The organism is Fictibacillus nanhaiensis (genome assembly GCF_042686385.1).
Classification (GTDB): domain Bacteria; phylum Bacillota; class Bacilli; order Bacillales; family Fictibacillaceae; genus Fictibacillus; species Fictibacillus nanhaiensis.
In genome coordinates this window covers 1262997-1284038 of the sequence record NZ_JBHUPF010000006.1, presented here as the reverse complement: position 1 = coordinate 1284038, position 21042 = coordinate 1262997, and the positions used below count along the sequence as shown (strand labels likewise).

Here is a 21042-nt window from a genome sequence, read left to right as displayed (position 1 = left end):
TTAAATTCACAAAAAAAGAACTGCACAAAAGTTGTTTTAACTTTTGACAGTTCTTTTATACTAGCGGTTGTTTTCGAAAGGACGTTTTATCGCATTTCCAAGGTCACTGCCGGCATTTACGATATCGTTGCTAATTCCGCGAACATCTGATTCAACTTCCGTGTAAGCACGGCCATCTCGCAGATTGTTATCAACGTTCTCAATGCGGTTAACCATATCTCGATCAGCTACGATCTTCACATCACGATTTGGTGCCAATTTTGAAGTGATCTCTCTAACTTTGTTAGTTAGTTCGGTCTTCTTCTTATTATCCGTGTCTATTCCTACAATGACGTTGTTATCCTCAAGAATAACGTGAGCATCGTCTACACCCCGGATGTCATTGACATTTTTCGCAATTCGTTCAGCAAGTTTACCATCATAATCTTCATGGTATGTGGCAGTATGATCATTTACATCTCGATCAGTCATATCAGTTATGAATCCATTACCCCGGTCAAGATCACCACGATTATCTCCCTCGTTAGAGTAGTATCCAATCGGTCGAACATCGTTGTCATTCTTATCCTGAGATTCATTTACACCGTTACAGCCTACGAGACCTACAGCTAGGATTGTTACGGTAAGTGATTTCCCTAAAAAGTTCAATGGAAAAACCTCCTTTCACCATTAGCTTGGCAGAAGAAGGCTCTAAATAATCTGTTAAATGTAGGATGATTGTTAACTCATTCTCTTTATTATCTTTTCGATAAACTTTTTTCTGTGAGAAAAATCACGCAAAGTAAATCTCGTTACGGCATTGATCATTTCTTTGTCCCCTGTTTTAAGGGCCCTGTTCCATTCTCGATAGAGATCCGTGGGAAATACCAGACTTATTACGAACCATCTTTTTGTAAACCATTTTAAGAAAACTTCATTCCCTATCTCTTCCATCTTTTCATACGACCAATGCCAAAATGGTAAGATACGATTCGCATACTGTAACCAATCAAATGCTTGAGGAACTGCTGCAAAAAGATCAAAATCAATCAGATACGTATCTTTTTCTTTATATTTCACAAAATTATGTGGAGCAACATCTCCATGTGTGATCTCTTTTTTCTTGTACGCTTTATTCTCTAGCTTTTCAACAGCTTCATGATCAAAGTGGTTTAAACTCCATTCTCCCCACATGATGATTTCTGAAATTAAAGGACGCATCTGATGATTCCAATTTGCTGATCTTGCATGAAATTTAAAAGCGTCCAGTCTGTCACTCCACTTTTTAAATAAAGAGTACGAGGACAATTGTTCATAAAGGGGTAGCGGTATGTTTTTTGAAAAAGAATGAAAACGGGTGATTGCCTCTACTCCAGCTTTGACATCGTCCTTATTGCCAAAATGAAGACCTTCTCCCTTATAAAATGGCATGATTGCCCAAATGTATTTTCCGAATTGAACCGTTTTTTTCTGGTTTGGATATGACGTATACGTTCCCATTATCCTCGGTTTTTGGCCATGATATAGTTTAGAGAGCTTTAATTGCTTATTGCATGTTTCTGACCTGCTAAACCCTTTTAAAACAAACTTTCCTTGCTTGGTTTTAATCCAGATAACGTTCTCTCGAAAAAAACCAAAGTCAATCACTTCAAGACCCAGTTCATTCATCTTTTTTAAAAAAAGACGATCCCCTTGGAAATCGTCCCTTACGACCCTATTCATCTTCTTCCGTTTCTTCCATAAAGTTCTCATCTATCTCACGAGATTGCGCTTGTGAATATGGGTTTGGCATACCTTGTTGCATCTGTTGAGGCATACTAGGCATTCCTCCACCCTGCGGCATCATACCCATCTGACTCATTCCTGGCATTCCACCACCTTGTGGCATCATCCCCATCTGACTCATCCCTGGCATTCCTCCACCTTGTGGCATCATACCCATCTGACCCATCCCTGGCATTCCTCCACCTTGTGGCATCATACCCATCTGACCCATCCCTGGCATCCCTGGCATTCCTGGCATTCCTCCACCTTGTGGCATCATACCCATCTGACCCATCCCTGGCATTCCTGGCATTCCTCCACCTTGTGGCATCATACCCATCTGACCCATCCCTGGCATTCCTGGCATTCCGCCTCCTTGTGGCATCATACCCATTTGACCCATCTGTGGCATTCCTGGCATTCCGCCTCCTTGTGGCATCATACCCATCCCCATTTGACCCATCTGTGGCATTCCACTAAATCCTTGAGGCATACCCATAGGCATCATACCCATCGATCCTGGCTGTTGCATGCCCATTTGCATATCCAGCATTTGTTGCCCACCAGGTGTGTATTCTCCTGAAGGCATTTGATCCATATCTGAATCAGGATATTCTCCAAAAGGCATAGAACCTCCTTGTTGCATGCCACCTCCACCTTGTGGATATCCACTACCATAGAGTTGTGGCATTCCACTGAAACCTTGTGGAGGCATCATTCCATAGCCTTGTGGCATTTGAGAATACGTTTGAGGTTTTGGAAACATTGGAGGCATCGAACCATACATGTTCTGCATCATTCCAGATGACTCTTCCATTAAAAATGGATGTTTATTCGGGGCATACCCGTCTTTTCCTGCATAGATTCCATGCTTGCTCGCCACATTTGGCTGGTTTGCCATATTCGGCTCGTTCGCTATGTTTGGTTGGTTTGCCATATTCGGCATGTTCGCTATGTTTGGCTGATTAGCCATATTCGGCATATTTGCTATGTTTGGCTGTTGATTCGGATATCCCATCGGTACATAGTGCCCTAGATTTGAAGATTCCACCATTCCAGCAAAGTCCTTATCATGAATAGGTGCCATAGGCTGCTTCATCGGTGCTTTCATCGGTTGATCTTTTAAAATTGGAACATCTTTTTTCATGGGCACGTCTTTTTTCATAGGCACATCTTTTTTCATCGGAACATCTTTTTTCATCGGTACATCTTTCTTTTCCATCTTTGTTGGTGCAGGCTTCATTGGTGCTGGTTTCATTGGCGCTGGTTTCATTGGCGCTGGTTTCATTGGCGCTGGTTTCATTTCTTGTTTTATTGGAGCTGGTTTCTTTGGAGCAGGCTTAACCGGTGCTGGCTTTGGAACCTCCTGAACAGGTGCTACCGGTTTTTCTTTAACCGGTACAATAGGTTGTTCTTTCTTCATACCAGGCATCTTGATCGGGATTTTAATCTTTTCCCCCCGTTCGATAACATCTGTTTTAGAGAAACCCGGATTTGCTTTTCTTAGTTCATTTACTGGCACATCGTATTTTTCAGCGATTTTGTCGAGTGTGTCCCCTTTTTGCACAATGTGTATTCTCACGCTGCAAAACTCCCTCCTGCCAAATTTCCTTACAGTATATGAACATTTGGGCATATTGCTACATCGTATTAGAAGTGACATTATTCCTTTATCAATTTATGCCTCATAAAAGGAGGTTATGACAGGAGGAGAAACACTACATCATTCGGTTCAATGCTGTGATTGCATATTTTTTTGTTTCTTCATCTACTTTAATTACGTTTTCTACATTCCCGTCTATAATATTTTCAAGTGACCATAACAAGTGTGCTAGATCTATACGATTCATCGTAAGGCATGGGCAGAGATTTGGGTTTAGTGAGACGATTTTCTTGTCACTGAACTGTTGAGCCAATCTGTTTACAAGATTCATCTCTGTTCCGACAGCCCAGCTTGTTCCTGGTTCGGCATGTTTGATCGTCTCAATAATAAAATGAGTAGATCCATTCAGATCACTAGCTCTTACAACCTCATGCGTACATTCTGGATGAACAATAATCTGAAACTCTGAATGATTCTCTCTAAAATCTGCAATCTGACCCACGGTAAACTTCTCATGAACAGAACAATGACCTTTCCATAGAATCACTTTGACTTGTTCAAGGTTCTTACCGTCAAAGATTAATTGGTTAGAAATCGGATCCCAAATCGCCATATCTTCAAGTGGTACCCCTAGATCATATGCAGTATTTCTCCCTAGATGCTGATCGGGAAGAAAAAGCAATCTTTCTTTTTGTTCAAAAGCCCAGCTTACCATCTCTTTTGCGTTTGAAGAAGTAACAGTAGCCCCGCCATTCTTCCCACAAAATGCTTTTATCTCAGCAGTTGAGTTCACATAAGTAAGTGGCAGGATCGTATTACCAAAGAGTTTTTGAAGTTCGATCCAAGCTCTCTCCGTTTGATGAATATTCGCCATATCCGCCATCGAACAGCCCGCTTTCAAATCTGGAAGAATCACAGTCTGATTGTCAGTGCTCAGCATGTCAGCTGTTTCGGCCATAAAATGGACGCCACAGAATACGATAAAGTCAGCATCTTTATTCTCTGCTGAAATTTTGGCAAGTTGTAGAGAGTCACCTGTAACATCGGCAAATTGAACAACTTCATCTTTTTGATAATGATGAGCTGGAAGGAACAAACGTGTTCCTAAACGGTTCTTGATCTCATGAATCCTAGCCTCCATCTCTTCCACTGACATTTTGCTATATCTTTCTGGTAAGGTATTTGTTTTAGAAAACGTTTTTAGTAACGTCATGTTTTACAACTCCTTTAACATTCATACTAATATCCAACGCTTTATAAGAGTGAGTTAAGTAACCGAGAGAAATATAATCAACACCGGTTTCACTATATTTCTTGATCTCTTCTAGAGTAATCCCGCCAGAAGCTTCCGTGATAATATGTGAAGGCACATGTGTAAGTCTTTGTTTGATCTCTTCTGGAGTACAGTTATCAAACATGATAATATCCGCACCAGCTAATACCGCTTCAATCACTTGTTCTTCCGTCTCTGTTTCGACTTCTACCTTCACGGTGTGTCCACACTTTTCACGCGCTGTTTCAACTGCATCACGGATAGAAGGAAATCCCGCTAAGTGATTATCCTTCAGCATGACGGTGTCGTAGAGTCCGAACCTGTGGTTGAATCCTCCTCCACATCGAACCGCATACTTTTCAAACATCCTTAATCCTGGTGTCGTCTTTCTCGTATCACAAATTCGAGTTTCACCTTCGCAAGAAGACACCGCTTTTGCAGTTAGCGTCGCTATACCAGACAGACGTTGTAAAAGGTTCAGTATGACTCTTTCTCCAGACAAGACACTTTGTCTTCTACCTGTTATCTCAGCTAACACTGTTCCTGCATTAAACATTTCTCCATCATTAACAAAGATACTCGTTTGTACCGTGTGATCGATCAGTTCATATCCGATAGACAAAATTTGCCCACCAGCCATTACTCCATTTTCTTTTGCTATAATGGTTGCGGTTACTTCTGTATGATCTTCAAAAAGAGACGCTGACAAGTCTCCTGATCCGATATCTTCAATTAAAAATTCCTGCAGCTGTTTTTTCAGCAATAATGGATTCATCATGCCACAAACTCCTTGTTATTTTTTTTGAGTTCCAATCATTCTTTTGAGATGGAAAATCTTTTCGATAATGACTGCCTCTGCTTTCTTCTCGCTTCAGACAACTTGTAACCGTCAACCATGCGATAGTTTGCATATTGAACCTCTTGATCACAGAGAGGGGCTGTTTGATCAGATCGGGTTTCCACGAGCACAGGTCTAATTTCTTTGCAGCTATTTCCAATTCTTCCTTGTTTCTGACGATTCCCGCATATTTATCCATGAGACGTTGAATATCTTTTTCTTCTAGAAGACCCTTGAGCTGAATCGCTTTCTTATCCTTCATCTTCTTTCTTTTCGATAACAGCGGTTGACTATCCGATTTCTCACATGAAAGAATACTAGTTGCCGCTGCTTTTGCAAAAACAGCTCCTTCAAGGAGAGAGTTACTCGCTAACCGATTGGCACCATGCACACCCGTATTCGCACACTCTCCTATCGCATATAACCCTCTCAAGGAGGTTTTACCCGAGAGATCTGTAACGATTCCACCCATCGTAAAATGAGCACCAGGAGATACAGGGATCAACCCTTTATTCAAATCGATATCAGCATTCTCACAAAGCATGGTTACTCCAGGAAATTTAGTTCTAAAACCTTTAATTGAAGAAATATCTAAGTAAACTTTCTCGCCGTGTTCATGAATCTCTTGAAATAGCCTCTTAGATACGATATCTCGTGGTGCAAGATCTTTTAATGGATGAACGTCTTGCATAAAAGGAACTCCACTTGAGTTGACCAATATTCCACCTTGACCACGAACCGCTTCAGTAATCAAGCCCGCTGGTACTCTTCCTGATAAAAGGGTTGGATGGAACTGAACAAACTCCAAGTCCGAAAGTTCTAAGCCAGCCCGGTAAGCCATGCCTAGAACGCTCCCGTCTGATCCATATGCATTAGAAGTCGTTCCATAGATCCCTGCATAACCTCCACCTGCTAATAATGTAGTTTTGGCTTGAAAGATAGTTGTTCGGTTTTTATCATCCTTACCATACACACCGATACATCTATGATCTTGGATGATTAAGTCAACTGCGTACTGATGACTAACAACCTTAACCTTGCTCTTGACTCGTGAAATTAAAGCTTCAATCACTTTCTTGCCGGTTTGATCCCCTCCAGCATGAACGATTCGATTGCGATGGTGCCCACCTTCTTTACCTAACATAAAAGAACCGTTCTCATGTCTGTCAAAGCATACTCCCCACTCAGTAAGTGTGCGAACGACACTTTCACCTTCTTTCACAAGCTGTTTGACAGCTTCTTGATCATTATGATGATGACCGGCTTTGAGCGTATCTAAAAAATGCTCCGTCCAAGAGTCTTCTCTATCTATTGCTGCAGAAATTCCGCCTTGAGCTAAGAAAGAATTTGATTTCTCTGCAGAAAACTTTGTGATAACTATCACATTCTTATGCGAACTTAAATATTCAGCAGCCATCAAACCAGCGATTCCTCCACCGATGATCAATACATCTGCTTCCATCTCTTTCATAAAAACAAAACACCTCAACTTTACACGTGTCTTGACACCTATATTTACATAGATTTAAACTAGATACAACTATTTTATTAAAACTGAGGTGGAAACCTTGATATATCTTGATAATGCCGCTACTACACCACTGTCAGATTCTGCACTTAACGCTTTCGCTCAAACTTCAAAAACGTATTTTCAAAATACGGAGAGTCTTCACGAAGGTGGTCTTGCAGCACGCGATCTATTAGAACATGCTCGTCGTTCTTTAGCTGAATCGTTAGGAAAAGAAAGTGAAGGAATCTATTTTACAGGCGGGGGTTCGGATGGTAATTTTCTAGCTATTACTTCGTTAGCACATGGAGCAAACGATAAAGGAAAACATATTATCTCATCAAATATCGAACATCCTTCTGTTGATTACGCCCTTAGATTTTTAGAGAACAATGGGTATGAGATAACAAGAATACCCGTACAAAAAAACGGAAAGGTCTCGATTAACACGCTGCTGTCCTCTATTCGACCAGATACCACTCTGGTCACCATTCAGCATGTGAACAGTGAGACGGGAATCGTACAGAATATTAAAGAGATCAGTGAACGATTAAAAGAACATGATGTTTTGTTTCATAGTGATTGTGTTCAATCATTCGGAAAATGGGATAATCGTTATTTTCGTTCTATGTCTATTGATGCTTTCACAATGTCTGCTCACAAGATACACGGCCCAAAAGGAACGGGTGCCGTGTATATCTCGCCATCTGTTCATATAGCACCTCTTCTCTCTGAAGTCACACATGAACGTGGATTTCGAGCTGGAACCGTTGATCTGCCCTCAATAGTAGCTTTTGTTACAGCAGCCGAAGAGGCATTTCATCTACAGCATAAACATTATCAACATGCTGTCGACATGCGAAAACAATTCATTTCGTCTATACTTACAGATAAGAGCATAGTGTTTGAAGGGCATGATGACAGCTCTCCTTTTATTATTCCAATCCGTGTTAAAGGGATGGAAGGTCAAATTGTGATGCAAGAACTTGATCGTCTAAAAATCGCTGTTTCAACAGGATCAGCTTGCAAAAACGGACAACAAGCACCTTCTAAAACTTTACTTGCCCTTGGGAGAACAGAGAGTGAAGCTCATGAATTAGTTCGAATATCGACCAGTCATCAAACAACTTCTAAAGAAATCGTTTTACTGGGCAAAGCACTTATTAAAATAACAAATATATTTAGATCCGTTAGTGAGGGAATAACAAGATGAGTAACGAGAAATTAAAAGGGGATGAGAGACGTTCGCAGCTGATAGATTGGCTGATGAGCGCCAACAAGCCACTTAGTGGTTCGATTCTCGCCACGAAAACGAATGTTAGCAGACAGGTCATCGTACAAGACATGTCACTTTTAAAAGCAAGCGGTGAGCCGATTATGGCAACAGCTCAAGGTTATATCTACCTAAAGAACGACTCAAACAAACGATACTCTCGCGTGATTGCTGCCAATCATCCACCAGAAGAAACAACAAACGAACTCATAACAATCGTGGATTACGGAGTTACAGTTGAAGATGTGACCGTTGAACACCCTGTCTATGGGGATATTAAAGCTTCACTCAAACTCTCCACTCGTAAGGATGTTGAGGATTTGATCAGACGCCTAAGAGAAACAAATGCCAGCCTTTTGAGTGAATTAACAGAAGGCATTCACATGCACACTCTCTCATCAGATTCTGAAGAGAAACTCGATAAGGTATGTAGTGCCTTGAAGGAAAAAGGTTTCTTATTATAAGCTAAAAAAATCCCTAGCTGCATCAGCCAGGGATTTTTTCATGCGCCAGTTCCTACTACTTCGACTCGTTCAACGGTTTCCATCCGGTTCAAAGTGCTCAACAAGTCCTTCATATCTCCTTGAAGCATGTTCGTTTCAATCGTCAATGTAATATGAGCACGACCCTGCAGGGGAATCGTCTGATTAATCGTTAATACGTTACATCCTTGCGAAGCAACTACTGTTAACAAGCTTGACAGGGCACCGGATCTGTCTTCGAGGTGGAGCGAAAGTGTAATAATTTTTTCTTTTACCATCGTATGAAATGGAAAGATGCCATCACGGTATTTATAGAATGCACTTCTGCTCAAACCCACTTTTTCTGCAGCTTCTGCTACTGTCTTTACTTTTCCTCGTTCTAAAAGAGATTTTGCTTCCAACGCTTTTTGCATAGATTCTGACAAAACATCTTCTCTTACCATATAGTATTGCTGATCATTTTTCATTTAGCTTTCCTCCGGTGACTTTCTTTCCCCTATTATAATAGGATTAGTTCTCTACGTCTATCTCACGCGGACATTTGTATACAAAAAAGACAGCCTGCACGCTAGGCTGTCCTCTTTTAGTCGATAAATTCGAACTCATATTTTAGGATTCGAACAACATCGCCATGCTCTGCTCCACGATCACGTAACGCTTGGTCTACACCAAGAGTACGCATCTGTCTTGCAAAACGCTTTGTTGCTTCTTCTCGAGAAAAGTCTGTCATCTTAAACAGCTTTTCAATCTTCGGACCATTGATAACAAAAATACCTGCAGGGTCACGAGTGATATAGAAGCCAGCATCTTCTTTTTCATGCTTGTATAGAACTCTTTGCTGTTCTCCACCATCATCATGAATTAGTGGGAACTCAGGCGTTACCTCAAGAGTATCTGCTGTTGTAAAAAGAACTTCTCTGATACCTTGACGTGAAATCGCAGAAATCGGGAATACTTTAACATCTTCTCCCACTTTTTCTTTAAAGATCTCAAGGTTTTCCTCAGCACCTGGAATGTCCATTTTGTTTGCTAGAACAATCTGCGGACGTTCCATCAAACGCATGTTGTACTGATTAAGTTCATCGTTAATTTTCACGAAATCATCATAAGGATCTCGTCCTTCCATTCCAGACATGTCGATGACGTGTAGAATAACACGTGTTCGTTCAATATGTCTTAAGAATTGATGACCAAGTCCAATACCTTCGTGAGCACCTTCGATCAAACCTGGAAGGTCAGCCATTACAAAGCTTCTTCCATCTTCAACAGCAACAACTCCTAAGTTAGGAGTGATCGTAGTAAAATGATACTCGGCAATTTTCGGCTTCGCAGCTGAAACAATGGATAAGAAAGTTGATTTCCCAACGCTTGGGAATCCTACTAATCCTACGTCAGCTAAAACTTTTAATTCTAATGTTACTTCTCGTTCTTCACCTGGTTCACCGTTCTCAGCAATTTCTGGAGCCGGATTTGCAGGAGTAGCAAAACGAGTGTTTCCACGGCCGCCTCTACCGCCTTTAGCGATGATCGCTTGTTGCTGATGATGTACAAGGTCAGCAATGGTCTCTCCTGTGTTAGCATCTGTCACGACAGTGCCCGGAGGGACTTTAACAATCATATCGTTCGCTTTTTTTCCATGCATGCCCTTAGACATACCATGTTCACCTCGAGGGGCTTTAAAATGACGGTTGTAACGAAAATCCATTAGCGTACGTAATCCTTCTTCTACTTCAAAGATTACGTTTGCTCCTTTTCCTCCGTCACCACCTGCAGGACCACCGTCTGGAACGTATTTTTCACGGCGAAATGCAACCATTCCGTTTCCGCCGTCACCTGCTTTTAAATAAATCTTGACCTGATCGACAAACATTTCATTCTCCTCCTTCCATTAGGAAGTTAACTGAATATCAAAATAACACTTATTTTCCTGATTATAGCTTTCGATGAGTAACATGCTTTTATGTGTTGAAAAAATATTTCTCAATACTTCATACGTATCCTTTTCATCTGTTAGAGCTCCTTGAAAAGCATAACAGACTCGAAGAGCTGCAGGATCAAAAGTAACAGTAAGTGAGTATTCATCATAACCCGAAATGGAATTATTCAATACATCGCATACTTCTTTCGTCGTATGTAACAATTCCTCTTCAAATAAGCTAAAATCCCCGCTTTCACCATTTACTTTTCCATACAATTTCACCGGATGCTTCAACCAATTATATGTTAATAAGTACTCCGATAAATTCGGGGTTTTCAGGTTAGAGATTCTTGATTCTTCCCGTGATAGTTCAATTACTTCATTCATAATCTCTTTTGCCCGCTCTGTGCGGCCAAGTGATAGGTTTGCTTTAATAAGCTGTAGCTGGTTTAGCCAGTCATGCCTGGCGTGGCGCAAAAGATCGACAGTTGTCCATTTGTTTGACATCATCGCACTCCTAGCCTTTCCTTTTAATAGGGCTATACCTTACACCAACAAATTTAGCGCAGTACTTAATACTCTCACAAAGCAAAGAAAAAACTCTAACCAATCTGGTTAGAGTTTTCATCTCCCTCTTACGCTTCTTGCGCGATTGGGTAAACACTTACCTTTTTGCGGTCACGGCCATAACGTTCGAAACGTACAACTCCGTCTACCTTAGCAAATAGTGTGTCATCTCCGCCTTTACCTACGTTTGTACCAGGATAGATCTTAGTACCACGTTGACGGTAAAGAATTGAACCACCAGAAACGAATTGTCCATCAGCACGCTTAGCGCCTAGACGCTTAGACTGTGAGTCACGACCATTCTTTGTGCTACCTACCCCTTTTTTAGAGGCAAAGTATTGAAGGTTTAATTTAAGCATTCGTTGCACCTCCTTCATGTTCAGTCAATTTTATATACTCGCTGTATCCTTCTTCAATCGAAGCAAGTGATACAATCATGCCTTCCAAAAGCCACTGTGTTTTCTGATGTATAGAATCATTAAGATTATTCGGTACACTTAACGTTAGAAGACCACCATCTTCATGAGTAGTTACTTCTGGCTCATAGCCACAAAGCTTTTCTATCGCATTGATCGTACCAAACGACACCGCTGTAGCTGCTGCACAAACCAAATCTTGGCCATGTGGAGCGAAGTCAGCATGTCCTTCCATCGTAAACGAAAGTATGTCTTGATCTTTGTTCCTGTATATAGAAACTAGAATCATAAGAATTACCCGTTAATTTTTTCAATCACAACTTTTGTGTATGGTTGACGGTGTCCTTGCTTACGACGGTAGTTCTTCTTCGCCTTAAACTTGTAGACAACCACTTTTTCGCCACGGCCATGTTTTTCAACTGTTGCCGTAACTGTAGCACCTTCAACTAAAGGAGCTCCTACTTTCAAGCTATCTCCACCTACCATCAATACATCCTCGAATGTTACTGACGCTCCAGCTTCAACATCTAGTTTTTCAACATAGATCGCTTGACCTTCTTCAACTCGAACTTGCTTACCACCAGTTTGAATAATTGCGTACATCAACGTGCACCTCCTCTTATACTCAGACTCGCCATCCCAGGTGTATATAAAATACTTAAAACCTGGTCTGTGCGGTTGGAGCGGGTGCTCCAAACACTAACGAAAAAAGGATACCATGTTTGGCACCCTTGTGTCAATGTGAATCTTTTAACATCCTGCTTCTTATTTCATCTATTTTCCCTGCTTGTCTCACTGTCATCTCCCGGTTAAACGAACTCGGAGATACAATCACAGAAATACCATGCTGATTCTCTAAAAACTTCAGCTTGTCAGGATTCTTTTTCAGCCAATCAGAATAATGGCCTGGCACCTCAATCCATATAGCCTCGTCATCTTCGTATGTGTATTCTTTCAGGATTCGTTCCATCCTATAATAGAAGGTTTCCGGGCGAAGGATATATCCATCCATCATATGGCGATCGTACTTTGTTGCAAGAGTCTCAAGTAATGGAGGTCTTTCTTTTTTTCTCGTCATCTCAAACAAACCCATCTTCGTAAAGCCGTGTAAAATCATGGTAGTCGGATCGTTCTTTAATGCCTCTCGCAAAACTTTGTTGATCTGTTCTTTGTCTTCATTTGATTGCATCGTAATAAAATCAATGACAATCATTCCCGCAATGTTACGTAATCGAAGCTGTTTCATGATTTCTTTTGCAGCGATCTTATTCGTTTCAACCACAGTCTTGGAGCGATCTTTTTTTCCAGTGAATTTTCCGGTATTTACATCGATCACAGTTAGAGCTTCTGTCACATTAAAGTACAGAGAAGACCCGTTTTTTAACCATACGAGCGGTGAAAGCGTTTTTTCGATATCTGTTTCAATTCCTAATTTACTAAAAAGGGGTTCTTTTTCGTTGTACAACTTAACTTTGAATGGATTTTGAAAAGAAGCCGCATACTCTTTGACTTGGTGATAAGTCTCATAGTCATCCACTATAATTTCTTCCACGTCATGATTGAGCCATCTCTCTAAAAGTGGGTAGAAAAAATAAGGTTGTACAAGAAGAGCTGGTGCCTTTTTCGCATCAAAGCTTTTAAGTACTTCATCTAACTGTCTTCTCAGGTTTTCGAGCTCTTGATTCATTTCTACTTCAGGAAACTCTTCGCAACCCGTTCGAATAATCAATCCTTCGTTATCCCCCATAATAGAATCTCCCCAATCTTGAAGCCGTGTACGTTGAGATTCTTTAATTTTTTTTGAAATTCCAATGTGTGGTGTGAACGGAAAGTAAACCAACAGATGACCCGTAAACGAGATGAGTGCTGTTAGTTTAACGCCTTTATCCCCTGTCTCTTCTTTGACGACTTGAACAAGGATTGATTCTCCTTCTTTAATCAGGTTTGAGATGGATACTTTCTTTTGCTCTTCACCAGAAAGCTGTTGATAGGCTGGGAGATCGTCCTTATGAAGAAAACCGTTCTTGCTTGTTCCAATATCTACAAACACAGCTTGCATACCCGGTAAGACTTTTTGTACTTTTCCTTTATAGATGTTTCCTGTTAACGGACTTTTGGTTGGTCTATGAACGGCACATTCAATCAGCTTTTCGTTCTCCAATAAAGCTGTTCGTTTTTCCATTCCTATTGCATTGATAACTACACGCTGCATCGTTCCATTCACATCTCCCTGTTTTTTGCTCTGTCTCTTATTCTAACGAAAAACTTTTCCGATTGCACACTCAGGAGAGTGATTATAAAAATAAGCTTCTAAAAGTTGTTTTTCATTGATCGTCGTAGGACTAAAATTCTTAATGACGATTGAATGCGTAACTCCCTTTACCAAATGATGAGTGACTTTTGAAAGTGACCATGTTGGAGGTACGATAATCGTACGGACATCCTTAATGTTTGATTGTTGTAATCTGTTCAGCAAGAAACGCATGAATACAAAATGTCTGCTGCGCCATTCAAGAATATGAGCCAACCCTAAGAAAAGACAGATTACCCAAAGGTTCAAGTGTGATGGCTGTAATGAAAGCTGCCATGAACTACCTAGTACCAAGAAAACACCGGATCCTATTAAAAATTTCTGTTGTGCTTCTCTGTATGGAATCCATTTCGATACTAGAGCAAATACCACTTTACCACCATCAAGTGGCCATATCGGAAGAAGATTAAATAAGAAAAGAGTTAAATTTAACAGAAAGAACCAATAAAAATCATCAGCAGAGATGATGTTAGTCTGACTTAAGACATAAGCGACACCCGTAAGCCAAATGTGCTGTAGCGGCCCAAGAACAGCTACCCACACCTCCTCATGAAACGGACGTGTACCATGTTCTTCAACAACAGCAGCCCCTCCAAACGGAAGAAGGTCTATTCTTGAAACTCTCCAATTAAAAAGACGGGCACCAGCAAAATGACCCATCTCATGAATTAGAACTACGAAAAACCAAACGATGATCTCCCTAAAATGCCCTGTATAGACTGCACCAAAAATGACAACCCAAAAGGCGGGATTGATCTTTATTTTTCGTATGAATTCGATTATTAATTTAATCAATATCGATCACCTTGCTAGGATCAATAAAGCTCTTGTCTTTTTTTATCGCAAAGTAAAATTTACCCGACTTCCCATCCTTGCTCTGTGTTACCTTTCCCAATCGTGTTCCGCTTTCCACGTAATTGTATAGTTTTATGGACTTATCGATTTCCTTAAGATCTCCGTACCACGATTCTTGTTCATCTGAATGTTGAATAATGACCGTATATCCGTGGTCTTCCTTCTTTCCAGCATAAACAATGTAACCACTCTTCGCTGTTTCAACATCTTCTTCTTTACCCGTTTCAATCACGATTCCTTTGCCGTTCGTACTGAACGTCTCGTACACTTTACCATTTGCAGGAACAGCAAATACTTCACTGACTTCTTCTGTTTTCTTTTCACTCTGTAACTTATCCTTTGGAAACAAAGCTAGTGGTTTTCCAAATTTATCTTCATACCAATCTTTTGCTGCCGCAAACTGAAACTCATCTTGATAGACGTGTTTGATAAATTTTTGTGCCTGTACGGTATGGTCATTATTATTCTTAAATGCGATACCTACGATTAAGAATAAGATAATAGAAAACATGATCTGCATTAACATAGCATGACGGTTGAATAGAGGATGAGATTTCTCCGGTTCGTCCCTGGATGAGGTAACCGAGCTATTACTTTCTTTCGAACTGCCGTTCTTAGAAATATTACCGTACTTCTTTCGGATTTCATCTGCTCTATTTTTCATAACCGTTCCTCCATTTTTCTCATATATGTACATCCTATGACTTGTCCGTTGGAGATATGAGTAAATGGTCTAGAAGATTACCGCTTTCAGATAAATCGTTATTGAGAGTAAGTTGATTTCCGCTCCAGGTTGCGCGCTTTCCATGGGGCGACCGGTGAGCCTCCTGCCGCTTCGCGCCGTTAGGAGTCTCCACCTGTCTTGCTGCAGTGGCTAGCCCCTCGAGGTCAAAAGATGAAAGGTCCTAGAAGGCAAAGTGCACCTTCATAGCCCATTCATCTTTTGCTGGTCGGGGCTGAACGAGCCACTTTCACTTTTCGAACTGAGCGCTCGTCCCATAGGAGTCGGCAACCTTCCGCTCCAATCAACTTGCAAATGTAGCAAAAAAAACAAAACTTCTTGAGTCAACTTGAATGGACGATATGTAGTGCAACACCACTTTTCTAGCTTCTCATAGGGTATGCGAAAAGAAAGCTCTCTCTTGTGGGTTTGTTTGACAACAAGGGAGCACAGATGCTTCTTCCACACCTAAATCCGAGATGGCTCAAGGTTTAAAAACAAGCATCCTGAAAAGTAAATCAGCATTTAGAAACAACAAAGCATGTGTTAAAAAGTTTTAAAAAACATCATTGACTAGTTGATTGGAGTGTAAGGTGCGAGACTCCTGCGGGACGAGCGGTCAGGTGAGACACTTAGAGGCGCAAAGCGGCAAGTGGCTCACCGATCGCCCCGCGGAAAGCGAGCATCCTGGAACGGAAATCAACTACTTTCAAATTTTACAGAGAAATAAGCCCAATAAAAAAAGCATCAGCGAAAGCCGATGCTTTATTTCATACCTAATAATGTTTTGATCTTCCCAAAGAAACCTTTGTCTTCTTCTAAAGATAGAAGCGGAACAGACTCACCTAATATTCTTCTTGCGATATTTCGATAAGCGATTGAGGCTTTCGAGTCAGGCTGTAACGCAACGGGTTCACCTTTGTTCGCTGCTTTGATCACGCTCTCATCGTCGATCACGACTCCAAGGAGTTCGATTGAAAGTACCGAAACGATCTCGTCCACATCTAACATATCACCATTCTTAGCAAGATGATTACGCAGACGATTCACGATGAGTTTTGGTGGTTCCATATCCTCTTGTTCTAAAAGCCCGATAATACGGTCAGCGTCGCGCATAGAAGCAGTTTCAGGGTTTGTTACAACGATTGATTTATCAGCACCTGCAATGGCATTTTTAAAGCCTTGCTCAATACCGGCAGGACAGTCAATAATGACATAATCGTAATCTTGTTTTAATTCCTGAACGATCTTTTTCACTTGTTCAGGGGTAATGGAAGATTTATCTTTTGTTTGAGCTGCTGGGAGCAGGTACAAACACTCAAAGCGCTTATCTTTTATTAATGCTTGTTTAAGCTTGCAGCGTTCTTCTGCAACATCAACAAGATCATAGATGATGCGATTCTCAAGTCCCATCAATACATCCAAGTTTCTCAACCCGATATCTGTATCTACAAGACATACTTTTTTCCCAGAAAGAGCTAGAGCAGTCCCTAAATTGGCAGAAGTCGTCGTTTTACCGACTCCACCTTTCCCAGACGTTATGACTATCGCTTCTCCCATGCTTCATTCCCCTTTCTATAGCAAACTGTTCAGTTTCGGTCTTAGTCGATGAACAGCACTGATTCGATCAATACGAATCTGTTTTTCTTCATTGGATATGTAAGCAAATTCCATCTCGTTTCCTAGTTCGGGATAAGAGTCTGGTGCTCTATTAATATGATGAGCGATCCTGAGTTGAGAAGGCTTCATTACGGATGCTGCAATGATTGCTTCTTCGTTCCCTTTCGTGCCGCAGTGAGCAATTCCTTTTAGCGAACCAAGAATATAAATATTTCCTGTCGCCATAACTGTTGCTCCAGGATTTACATCGCCGATCAGAAGCAGGTCTCCTTGAATATCAAGCACCTGACCTGATCTGACGACTTTCGAAACGGTTACTACTTGAGCATCTTTTCTCATCTCTTCGGCTTCAGCTTTTGTGATAACCTCTGACTCAATGTGATCTAGGATAAGATTTTCTTTTTGTTTAAGAACTTCTATTAATTTCTCTTCTTGTTCAGCAGTCAAATAACGATTCCCTGCTTTTACTTTAACGGAAATCACAGGTCCGTTTAACATTTGGCTGCTTCCGGCGGTTAATTTATCATTAAGTTCTTCGACTAATAGATCGAAGGAACACTTATCATCCAACAATAAAACGAGGCCGTCTTTTGTTCCTTTAATTGTTACGTTGTGCTGGAGTTTTTGTACCATTGCCATTGTTCACCTCAACGTACTAACATTCGACAGCTAGGTCTAAATTCCTCTTAGCAGAAGTTAGTTTTCTTTTAGAGTATCTTTTATTTGGTTCAACTGCTTTACAAACGGATAATAAATGAGTATCGCAAAGAAACCGTTTAAGATGAGGGTAGGCAACAATCTTTTATAAAGGAATACATCTAACATTTGAGTACTGATTCCTATGAGACTGTTCAAACCATATACAAAAAACTCTAAAATGGAAACCCCTGCTACCGACAGAAGCAATGTCACGATTAAGTTTCCAAATAAATATCTTGAAAAGATAGATGTAATGTATGCCGTAGCAGCCATTGAAAATAAATAAACACCAATAATGTCCGTATACAGAAGATCTGTGAGCAGTCCAAAAGCCAGCCCATACAAAAGTCCGTATGTCGTGTTTACATACATGGCAACAAACAGGATTAATACCATTGAAAAACGGGGAACCAGTTGCCAATCCATACTGTTATCCTGAGGTAAGAAAGCTTGTACTAAAGAACTTTCACTAATAAAAGCTAGATAGATAAGAAAAGGAAGAAAGATTTTTTTCATCATTCTTCCTCCTTTTCTCTTAAACTTTCATCCACTGCAGGCATTTCGCGTTCAAGCACCATCACATGATCAATATCATAAAGATCTGCTGAAGGCTTAAGATAAGCAGTTTGCGTCAAACCCACTTCATCTGGTTCAATGTCAATAACTTCTCCGATAAGCAGGTTGGGTGGAAAAACATCTCCAAGACCAGATGTGATGACCTTTTGACCTTTCTTAATCTTTGCATCTACAGGAATCTTCTTAAACACTAACGCTTGTTTTTTAGCATCATAACCTTCGATCGTTCCAAAGATGTTCTTCTCACCTTGGACGATGGCTGAAAAACGATTCGTACGGTCATTATCACTGATCAACTGAACCGTTGATTGGAACAAGGAGACGTTGGTTACTTTCCCAATAAACCCTTGTGGTGAAATGACTGCCATCTTTGGTTTGATACCATCTTTTTCCCCTTTATTAATGTAGATAAATTGATTCCATTGGTCAGGGGAGCGACCGATCACTGTAGCTTCTCTCACTTTAAAATCGGTGAGATCTTCTTCTTTGTCTAATTGGGCTTTTAGTGTTTCGTTTGTTTTTTTAGCTTCCTCATACTGTACATAAAGTTTTGCGTACTCATCTAACCTAGCTTTTAACATCTGATTCTCTTTGTATAGCTGTTTCATTTCAGCTAAATTCTCAAAGAAACCCGCTAGTGTATTAGCGGGTTTATAGAAAATCGTTTGTGTTAGTCCTGCAGAATCTTTTAAAAACTGTTCAGGTAAGGTTAGGCTTTCCCTTTTTTTCATCGAAAAACCGATCAGAGCTACTAGAATGATAATACTAACTAGCAGAATGATAAGGCGTTTATTCGAAAAAAAATGTGGCATGAAAATACACCTACTTACTTGGATTTAGATCTAGAAGTTATACCAGCCTTGGATTTAAACAGGTGCAGATTTTCAAGCGCACGGCCAGTTCCAACTGCTACACAATCCAACGCGTTCTCAGCCACGATAACAGGCATCTTCGTCTCTTCACTGATTACTTTATCCAAGTTTCTTAATAAAGCACCTCCACCAGTTAGAACGATACCACGATCCATAATGTCAGCAGCAAGTTCTGGTGGTGTTTTCTCAAGAGTTACTTTTACCGCATCCATGATGCTGTTTACAGTATCACGCAACGCACTGGAAACTTCTTCCGCCGTAATCGTAATCGTTTTTGGAAGACCTGTCAACAAATCTCTACCGCGGATGTCCATATCCTCGATACCTTCGGGTGCACCAGCTGAACCGACTTCTAGTTTAAGTGTTTCAGCAGTCCTCTCACCGATCATAAGATTATAAGTCTTCTTAATGTAAGCGATGATCGCATCGTCCATTTCATCTCCAGCAATACGGATAGACTGACTTGTCACAATTCCTCCTAAAGAGATGATCGCAACTTCAGTTGTTCCACCACCAATATCAACCACCATACTGCCTGTTGGCTCCCATACAGGTAGGTCTGCACCGATTGCAGCTGCAAACGGTTCTTCAATCGTGTAAGCTTCACGAGCTCCCGCTTGTTTCGTCGCATCTTCTACAGCACGTTTTTCAACTGCAGTAATCCCAGATGGCACACATACCATCACATAAGGTTTACGAGCAAAAACTGATCGGTTCTTTTGGGCTTGCTGAATAAAGTATTTCATCATTGTAGCTGTTGTTTCAAAATCAGCAATAACTCCATCTTTCATAGGTCGCACGGCAACGATGTTACCAGGAGTACGTCCAATCATATTCTTAGCAGCATTACCTACTGCTTCAATTGAACCTGTGTCAGTACGCAAAGCAACAACGGAAGGTTCACGCACAACAACACCCTTGCCCTTCACGTAAACAAGTGTGTTTGCAGTTCCTAAATCAATTCCTAAATCTCTTGAAAATCCACCAAACATTTATGTAGACTCCTTTCATCAAGCAAAACTCATAAGTTTGATTATACGCTAAAAAAGAAACAAAAGACAATGTTAAACATATCCTTTTTCTTTTAAACTTACGTATCTTTGATCACCGATTATGATGTGATCCAACACTTCAATCCCTAACATCTTTCCGCACTCTACTAATCTTTTTGTCACTTCAATATCTTCCCTGCTCGGAGCAGGGTCACCACTTGGATGATTATGAAAACAAATAATTGATGCACTAGAGCGTTTAAAGCCTTCTTTAAATACTTCTCGTGGATGTACGATTGACGTATTCAGACTTCCGATAAATACCGTTTTTTTATGAAGCACCTGATTTTTAGTGTTTAAATATAAACAAACGAAGTGTTCTTGCTGTAAAAAACGCAATTCATCCATTAGATACCTAGCTCCATCTTCCGGAGAACGTATCGTATACCTTTCTTCAAACTGAAGGCGGCTGATGCGTTTGCCAATTTCAATGGCAGCCATCAGTTCCACAGCTTTTGCGGATCCTATACCGTTGATTTCTTTCAGTTCACCGATTGTTGCTTCTTTAAGATGCCTCAATCCTTCAAATTGCTGAATGATATGATGGGCAAGCTGAATCGCTGACATTTGCTTCGTACCTGTTCTTAAAAGGATAGCTAACAATTCATAGTTAGAGAGTGCTTCAGGACCTTCATTTAAAAGTCTTTCTCGCGGCCTCTCCTGTAATGGGTAATCTTTTATCATAAGCGGCTTCGTTACCACTTACGTCCCCCCTA

The 21042-nt window shown here is 40.7% G+C and carries 23 protein-coding genes and 1 other annotated feature; of the genes, 2 read left to right on the top strand and 21 right to left on the bottom strand.

The features are described 5' to 3' along the window. Window positions 1-60 precede the first annotated feature (60 nt). The 6 genes from ACFS5O_RS09990 to nadB form a co-directional block, all read right to left on the bottom strand. Window positions 61-648, bottom strand: a complete 588-nt coding sequence (locus ACFS5O_RS09990) for a YhcN/YlaJ family sporulation lipoprotein (RefSeq protein WP_205726962.1) — start codon at window positions 646-648, stop codon at window positions 61-63. Between the two features lie 72 nt (window positions 649-720). Beyond that, window positions 721-1701, bottom strand: coding sequence for a hypothetical protein (locus tag ACFS5O_RS09985; protein ID WP_205726963.1), 981 nt, complete (start codon window positions 1699-1701; stop codon window positions 721-723). Beyond that, window positions 1694-3325 carry a LysM peptidoglycan-binding domain-containing protein gene (locus tag ACFS5O_RS09980; RefSeq protein WP_205726964.1) on the bottom strand — a complete coding sequence of 544 codons (1632 nt, stop codon included), beginning with the start codon at window positions 3323-3325 and terminating at the stop codon, window positions 1694-1696. Before ACFS5O_RS09980 ends, ACFS5O_RS09985 begins: the two co-directional genes overlap by 8 nt. Before the next feature lie 136 nt (window positions 3326-3461). Beyond that, the gene (gene nadA / locus ACFS5O_RS09975) at window positions 3462-4559 is read right to left on the bottom strand and encodes a quinolinate synthase NadA (RefSeq protein ID WP_205726965.1); all 1098 of its coding nucleotides are present in this window, start codon (window positions 4557-4559) and stop codon (window positions 3462-3464) included. After that, on the bottom strand, window positions 4534-5394 hold the full coding sequence (nadC, locus tag ACFS5O_RS09970; RefSeq protein WP_205727318.1) for a carboxylating nicotinate-nucleotide diphosphorylase: 861 nt from the start codon (window positions 5392-5394) through the stop codon (window positions 4534-4536). The genes nadA and nadC overlap by 26 nt, the downstream gene beginning before the upstream one ends. Next, complete coding sequence (gene nadB, locus ACFS5O_RS09965) at window positions 5348-6928, bottom strand: L-aspartate oxidase (RefSeq protein WP_205726966.1); 1581 nt, start codon at window positions 6926-6928, stop codon at window positions 5348-5350. Before nadB ends, nadC begins: the two co-directional genes overlap by 47 nt. A gap of 97 nt (window positions 6929-7025) precedes the next feature. On the opposite strand from nadB, the gene ACFS5O_RS09960 reads away from it, so the two are divergent. Beyond that, window positions 7026-8177, top strand: coding sequence for an IscS subfamily cysteine desulfurase (locus ACFS5O_RS09960; RefSeq protein WP_205726967.1), 1152 nt, complete (start codon window positions 7026-7028; stop codon window positions 8175-8177). Further along, window positions 8174-8701 (top strand): transcription repressor NadR, encoded by a 528-nt coding sequence (locus ACFS5O_RS09955; RefSeq protein WP_205726968.1) that lies wholly within the window; start codon window positions 8174-8176, stop codon window positions 8699-8701. Before ACFS5O_RS09960 ends, ACFS5O_RS09955 begins: the two co-directional genes overlap by 4 nt. A 38-nt stretch (window positions 8702-8739) precedes the next feature. On the opposite strand, the gene ACFS5O_RS09950 is transcribed toward ACFS5O_RS09955, so the two are convergent. The 15 genes from ACFS5O_RS09950 to radC all read right to left on the bottom strand — a co-directional run bounded on the left by ACFS5O_RS09950 (window position 8740) and on the right by radC (window position 21010). Beyond that, on the bottom strand, window positions 8740-9186 hold the full coding sequence (locus tag ACFS5O_RS09950) for an ACT domain-containing protein (RefSeq protein WP_066396518.1): 447 nt from the start codon (window positions 9184-9186) through the stop codon (window positions 8740-8742). Between the two features lie 116 nt (window positions 9187-9302). Beyond that, window positions 9303-10589: a GTPase ObgE gene (gene obgE, locus ACFS5O_RS09945; protein ID WP_144698812.1), complete on the bottom strand. Its 1287-nt coding sequence runs from the start codon at window positions 10587-10589 to the stop codon at window positions 9303-9305. An 18-nt stretch (window positions 10590-10607) separates the two neighbouring features. Continuing rightward, complete coding sequence (locus ACFS5O_RS09940; protein WP_066396522.1) at window positions 10608-11144, bottom strand: Spo0B domain-containing protein; 537 nt, start codon at window positions 11142-11144, stop codon at window positions 10608-10610. A gap of 128 nt (window positions 11145-11272) precedes the next feature. Beyond that, window positions 11273-11563 carry a 50S ribosomal protein L27 gene (gene rpmA, locus ACFS5O_RS09935; RefSeq protein WP_066239506.1) on the bottom strand — a complete coding sequence of 97 codons (291 nt, stop codon included), beginning with the start codon at window positions 11561-11563 and terminating at the stop codon, window positions 11273-11275. Then, the gene (locus ACFS5O_RS09930; protein WP_205726969.1) at window positions 11556-11909 is read right to left on the bottom strand and encodes a ribosomal-processing cysteine protease Prp; all 354 of its coding nucleotides are present in this window, start codon (window positions 11907-11909) and stop codon (window positions 11556-11558) included. Before ACFS5O_RS09930 ends, rpmA begins: the two co-directional genes overlap by 8 nt. A gap of 5 nt (window positions 11910-11914) precedes the next feature. Next, on the bottom strand, window positions 11915-12223 hold the full coding sequence (gene rplU, locus ACFS5O_RS09925) for a 50S ribosomal protein L21 (protein WP_066396525.1): 309 nt from the start codon (window positions 12221-12223) through the stop codon (window positions 11915-11917). A gap of 14 nt (window positions 12224-12237) precedes the next feature. Then, window positions 12238-12310 (bottom strand) — a sequence feature (ribosomal protein L21 leader region). A 46-nt stretch (window positions 12311-12356) separates the two neighbouring features. Beyond that, window positions 12357-13832 carry an Rne/Rng family ribonuclease gene (locus ACFS5O_RS09920; RefSeq protein ID WP_205726970.1) on the bottom strand — a complete coding sequence of 492 codons (1476 nt, stop codon included), beginning with the start codon at window positions 13830-13832 and terminating at the stop codon, window positions 12357-12359. 42 nt (window positions 13833-13874) lie between these two features. Beyond that, on the bottom strand, window positions 13875-14726 hold the full coding sequence (locus tag ACFS5O_RS09915; protein WP_205726971.1) for a site-2 protease family protein: 852 nt from the start codon (window positions 14724-14726) through the stop codon (window positions 13875-13877). Continuing rightward, a complete protein-coding gene (locus ACFS5O_RS09910; protein WP_205726972.1) occupies window positions 14719-15450 on the bottom strand; it encodes a peptidoglycan DD-metalloendopeptidase family protein in 732 nt (243 codons plus the stop codon). Before ACFS5O_RS09910 ends, ACFS5O_RS09915 begins: the two co-directional genes overlap by 8 nt. Window positions 15451-16272: 822 nt before the next feature. Beyond that, entirely contained in the window at window positions 16273-17067 is a 795-nt protein-coding gene (minD, locus tag ACFS5O_RS09905) for a septum site-determining protein MinD (protein WP_198767918.1), read from the bottom strand. 15 nt (window positions 17068-17082) lie between these two features. Beyond that, window positions 17083-17760 carry a septum site-determining protein MinC gene (gene minC, locus ACFS5O_RS09900; RefSeq protein ID WP_205726973.1) on the bottom strand — a complete coding sequence of 226 codons (678 nt, stop codon included), beginning with the start codon at window positions 17758-17760 and terminating at the stop codon, window positions 17083-17085. A gap of 63 nt (window positions 17761-17823) precedes the next feature. Further along, on the bottom strand, window positions 17824-18342 hold the full coding sequence (gene mreD / locus ACFS5O_RS09895) for a rod shape-determining protein MreD (RefSeq protein ID WP_205726974.1): 519 nt from the start codon (window positions 18340-18342) through the stop codon (window positions 17824-17826). Next, a complete protein-coding gene (gene mreC, locus ACFS5O_RS09890; RefSeq protein ID WP_066396538.1) occupies window positions 18342-19214 on the bottom strand; it encodes a rod shape-determining protein MreC in 873 nt (290 codons plus the stop codon). Before mreC ends, mreD begins: the two co-directional genes overlap by 1 nt. 14 nt (window positions 19215-19228) lie before the next feature. Then, complete coding sequence (locus tag ACFS5O_RS09885; protein ID WP_066396540.1) at window positions 19229-20266, bottom strand: rod shape-determining protein; 1038 nt, start codon at window positions 20264-20266, stop codon at window positions 19229-19231. Between the two features lie 72 nt (window positions 20267-20338). After that, a complete protein-coding gene (gene radC / locus ACFS5O_RS09880; protein ID WP_153238010.1) occupies window positions 20339-21010 on the bottom strand; it encodes a RadC family protein in 672 nt (223 codons plus the stop codon). Window positions 21011-21042 lie beyond the last annotated feature (32 nt).

Coding starts and splice junctions, on each gene's coding strand:
- mreC (WP_066396538.1), bottom strand. CDS start 19,214: ATGCCACATTTTTTTTCGAATAAACGCCTTATCATTCTGCTAGTTAGT.
- obgE (WP_144698812.1), bottom strand. CDS start 10,589: ATGTTTGTCGATCAGGTCAAGATTTATTTAAAAGCAGGTGACGGCGGA.
- ACFS5O_RS09940 (WP_066396522.1), bottom strand. CDS start 11,144: ATGTCAAACAAATGGACAACTGTCGATCTTTTGCGCCACGCCAGGCAT.
- ACFS5O_RS09985 (WP_205726963.1), bottom strand. CDS start 1,701: ATGAATAGGGTCGTAAGGGACGATTTCCAAGGGGATCGTCTTTTTTTA.
- rpmA (WP_066239506.1), bottom strand. CDS start 11,563: ATGCTTAAATTAAACCTTCAATACTTTGCCTCTAAAAAAGGGGTAGGT.
- nadB (WP_205726966.1), bottom strand. CDS start 6,928: ATGAAAGAGATGGAAGCAGATGTATTGATCATCGGTGGAGGAATCGCT.
- ACFS5O_RS09955 (WP_205726968.1), top strand. CDS start 8,174: ATGAGTAACGAGAAATTAAAAGGGGATGAGAGACGTTCGCAGCTGATA.
- minC (WP_205726973.1), bottom strand. CDS start 17,760: ATGGTACAAAAACTCCAGCACAACGTAACAATTAAAGGAACAAAAGAC.
- ACFS5O_RS09950 (WP_066396518.1), bottom strand. CDS start 9,186: ATGAAAAATGATCAGCAATACTATATGGTAAGAGAAGATGTTTTGTCA.
- nadA (WP_205726965.1), bottom strand. CDS start 4,559: ATGACGTTACTAAAAACGTTTTCTAAAACAAATACCTTACCAGAAAGA.
- ACFS5O_RS09885 (WP_066396540.1), bottom strand. CDS start 20,266: ATGTTTGGTGGATTTTCAAGAGATTTAGGAATTGATTTAGGAACTGCA.
- ACFS5O_RS09930 (WP_205726969.1), bottom strand. CDS start 11,909: ATGATTCTAGTTTCTATATACAGGAACAAAGATCAAGACATACTTTCG.
- mreD (WP_205726974.1), bottom strand. CDS start 18,342: ATGAAAAAAATCTTTCTTCCTTTTCTTATCTATCTAGCTTTTATTAGT.
- rplU (WP_066396525.1), bottom strand. CDS start 12,223: ATGTACGCAATTATTCAAACTGGTGGTAAGCAAGTTCGAGTTGAAGAA.
- ACFS5O_RS09910 (WP_205726972.1), bottom strand. CDS start 15,450: ATGAAAAATAGAGCAGATGAAATCCGAAAGAAGTACGGTAATATTTCT.
- nadC (WP_205727318.1), bottom strand. CDS start 5,394: ATGAATCCATTATTGCTGAAAAAACAGCTGCAGGAATTTTTAATTGAA.
- radC (WP_153238010.1), bottom strand. CDS start 21,010: ATGATAAAAGATTACCCATTACAGGAGAGGCCGCGAGAAAGACTTTTA.
- minD (WP_198767918.1), bottom strand. CDS start 17,067: ATGGGAGAAGCGATAGTCATAACGTCTGGGAAAGGTGGAGTCGGTAAA.
- ACFS5O_RS09920 (WP_205726970.1), bottom strand. CDS start 13,832: ATGCAGCGTGTAGTTATCAATGCAATAGGAATGGAAAAACGAACAGCT.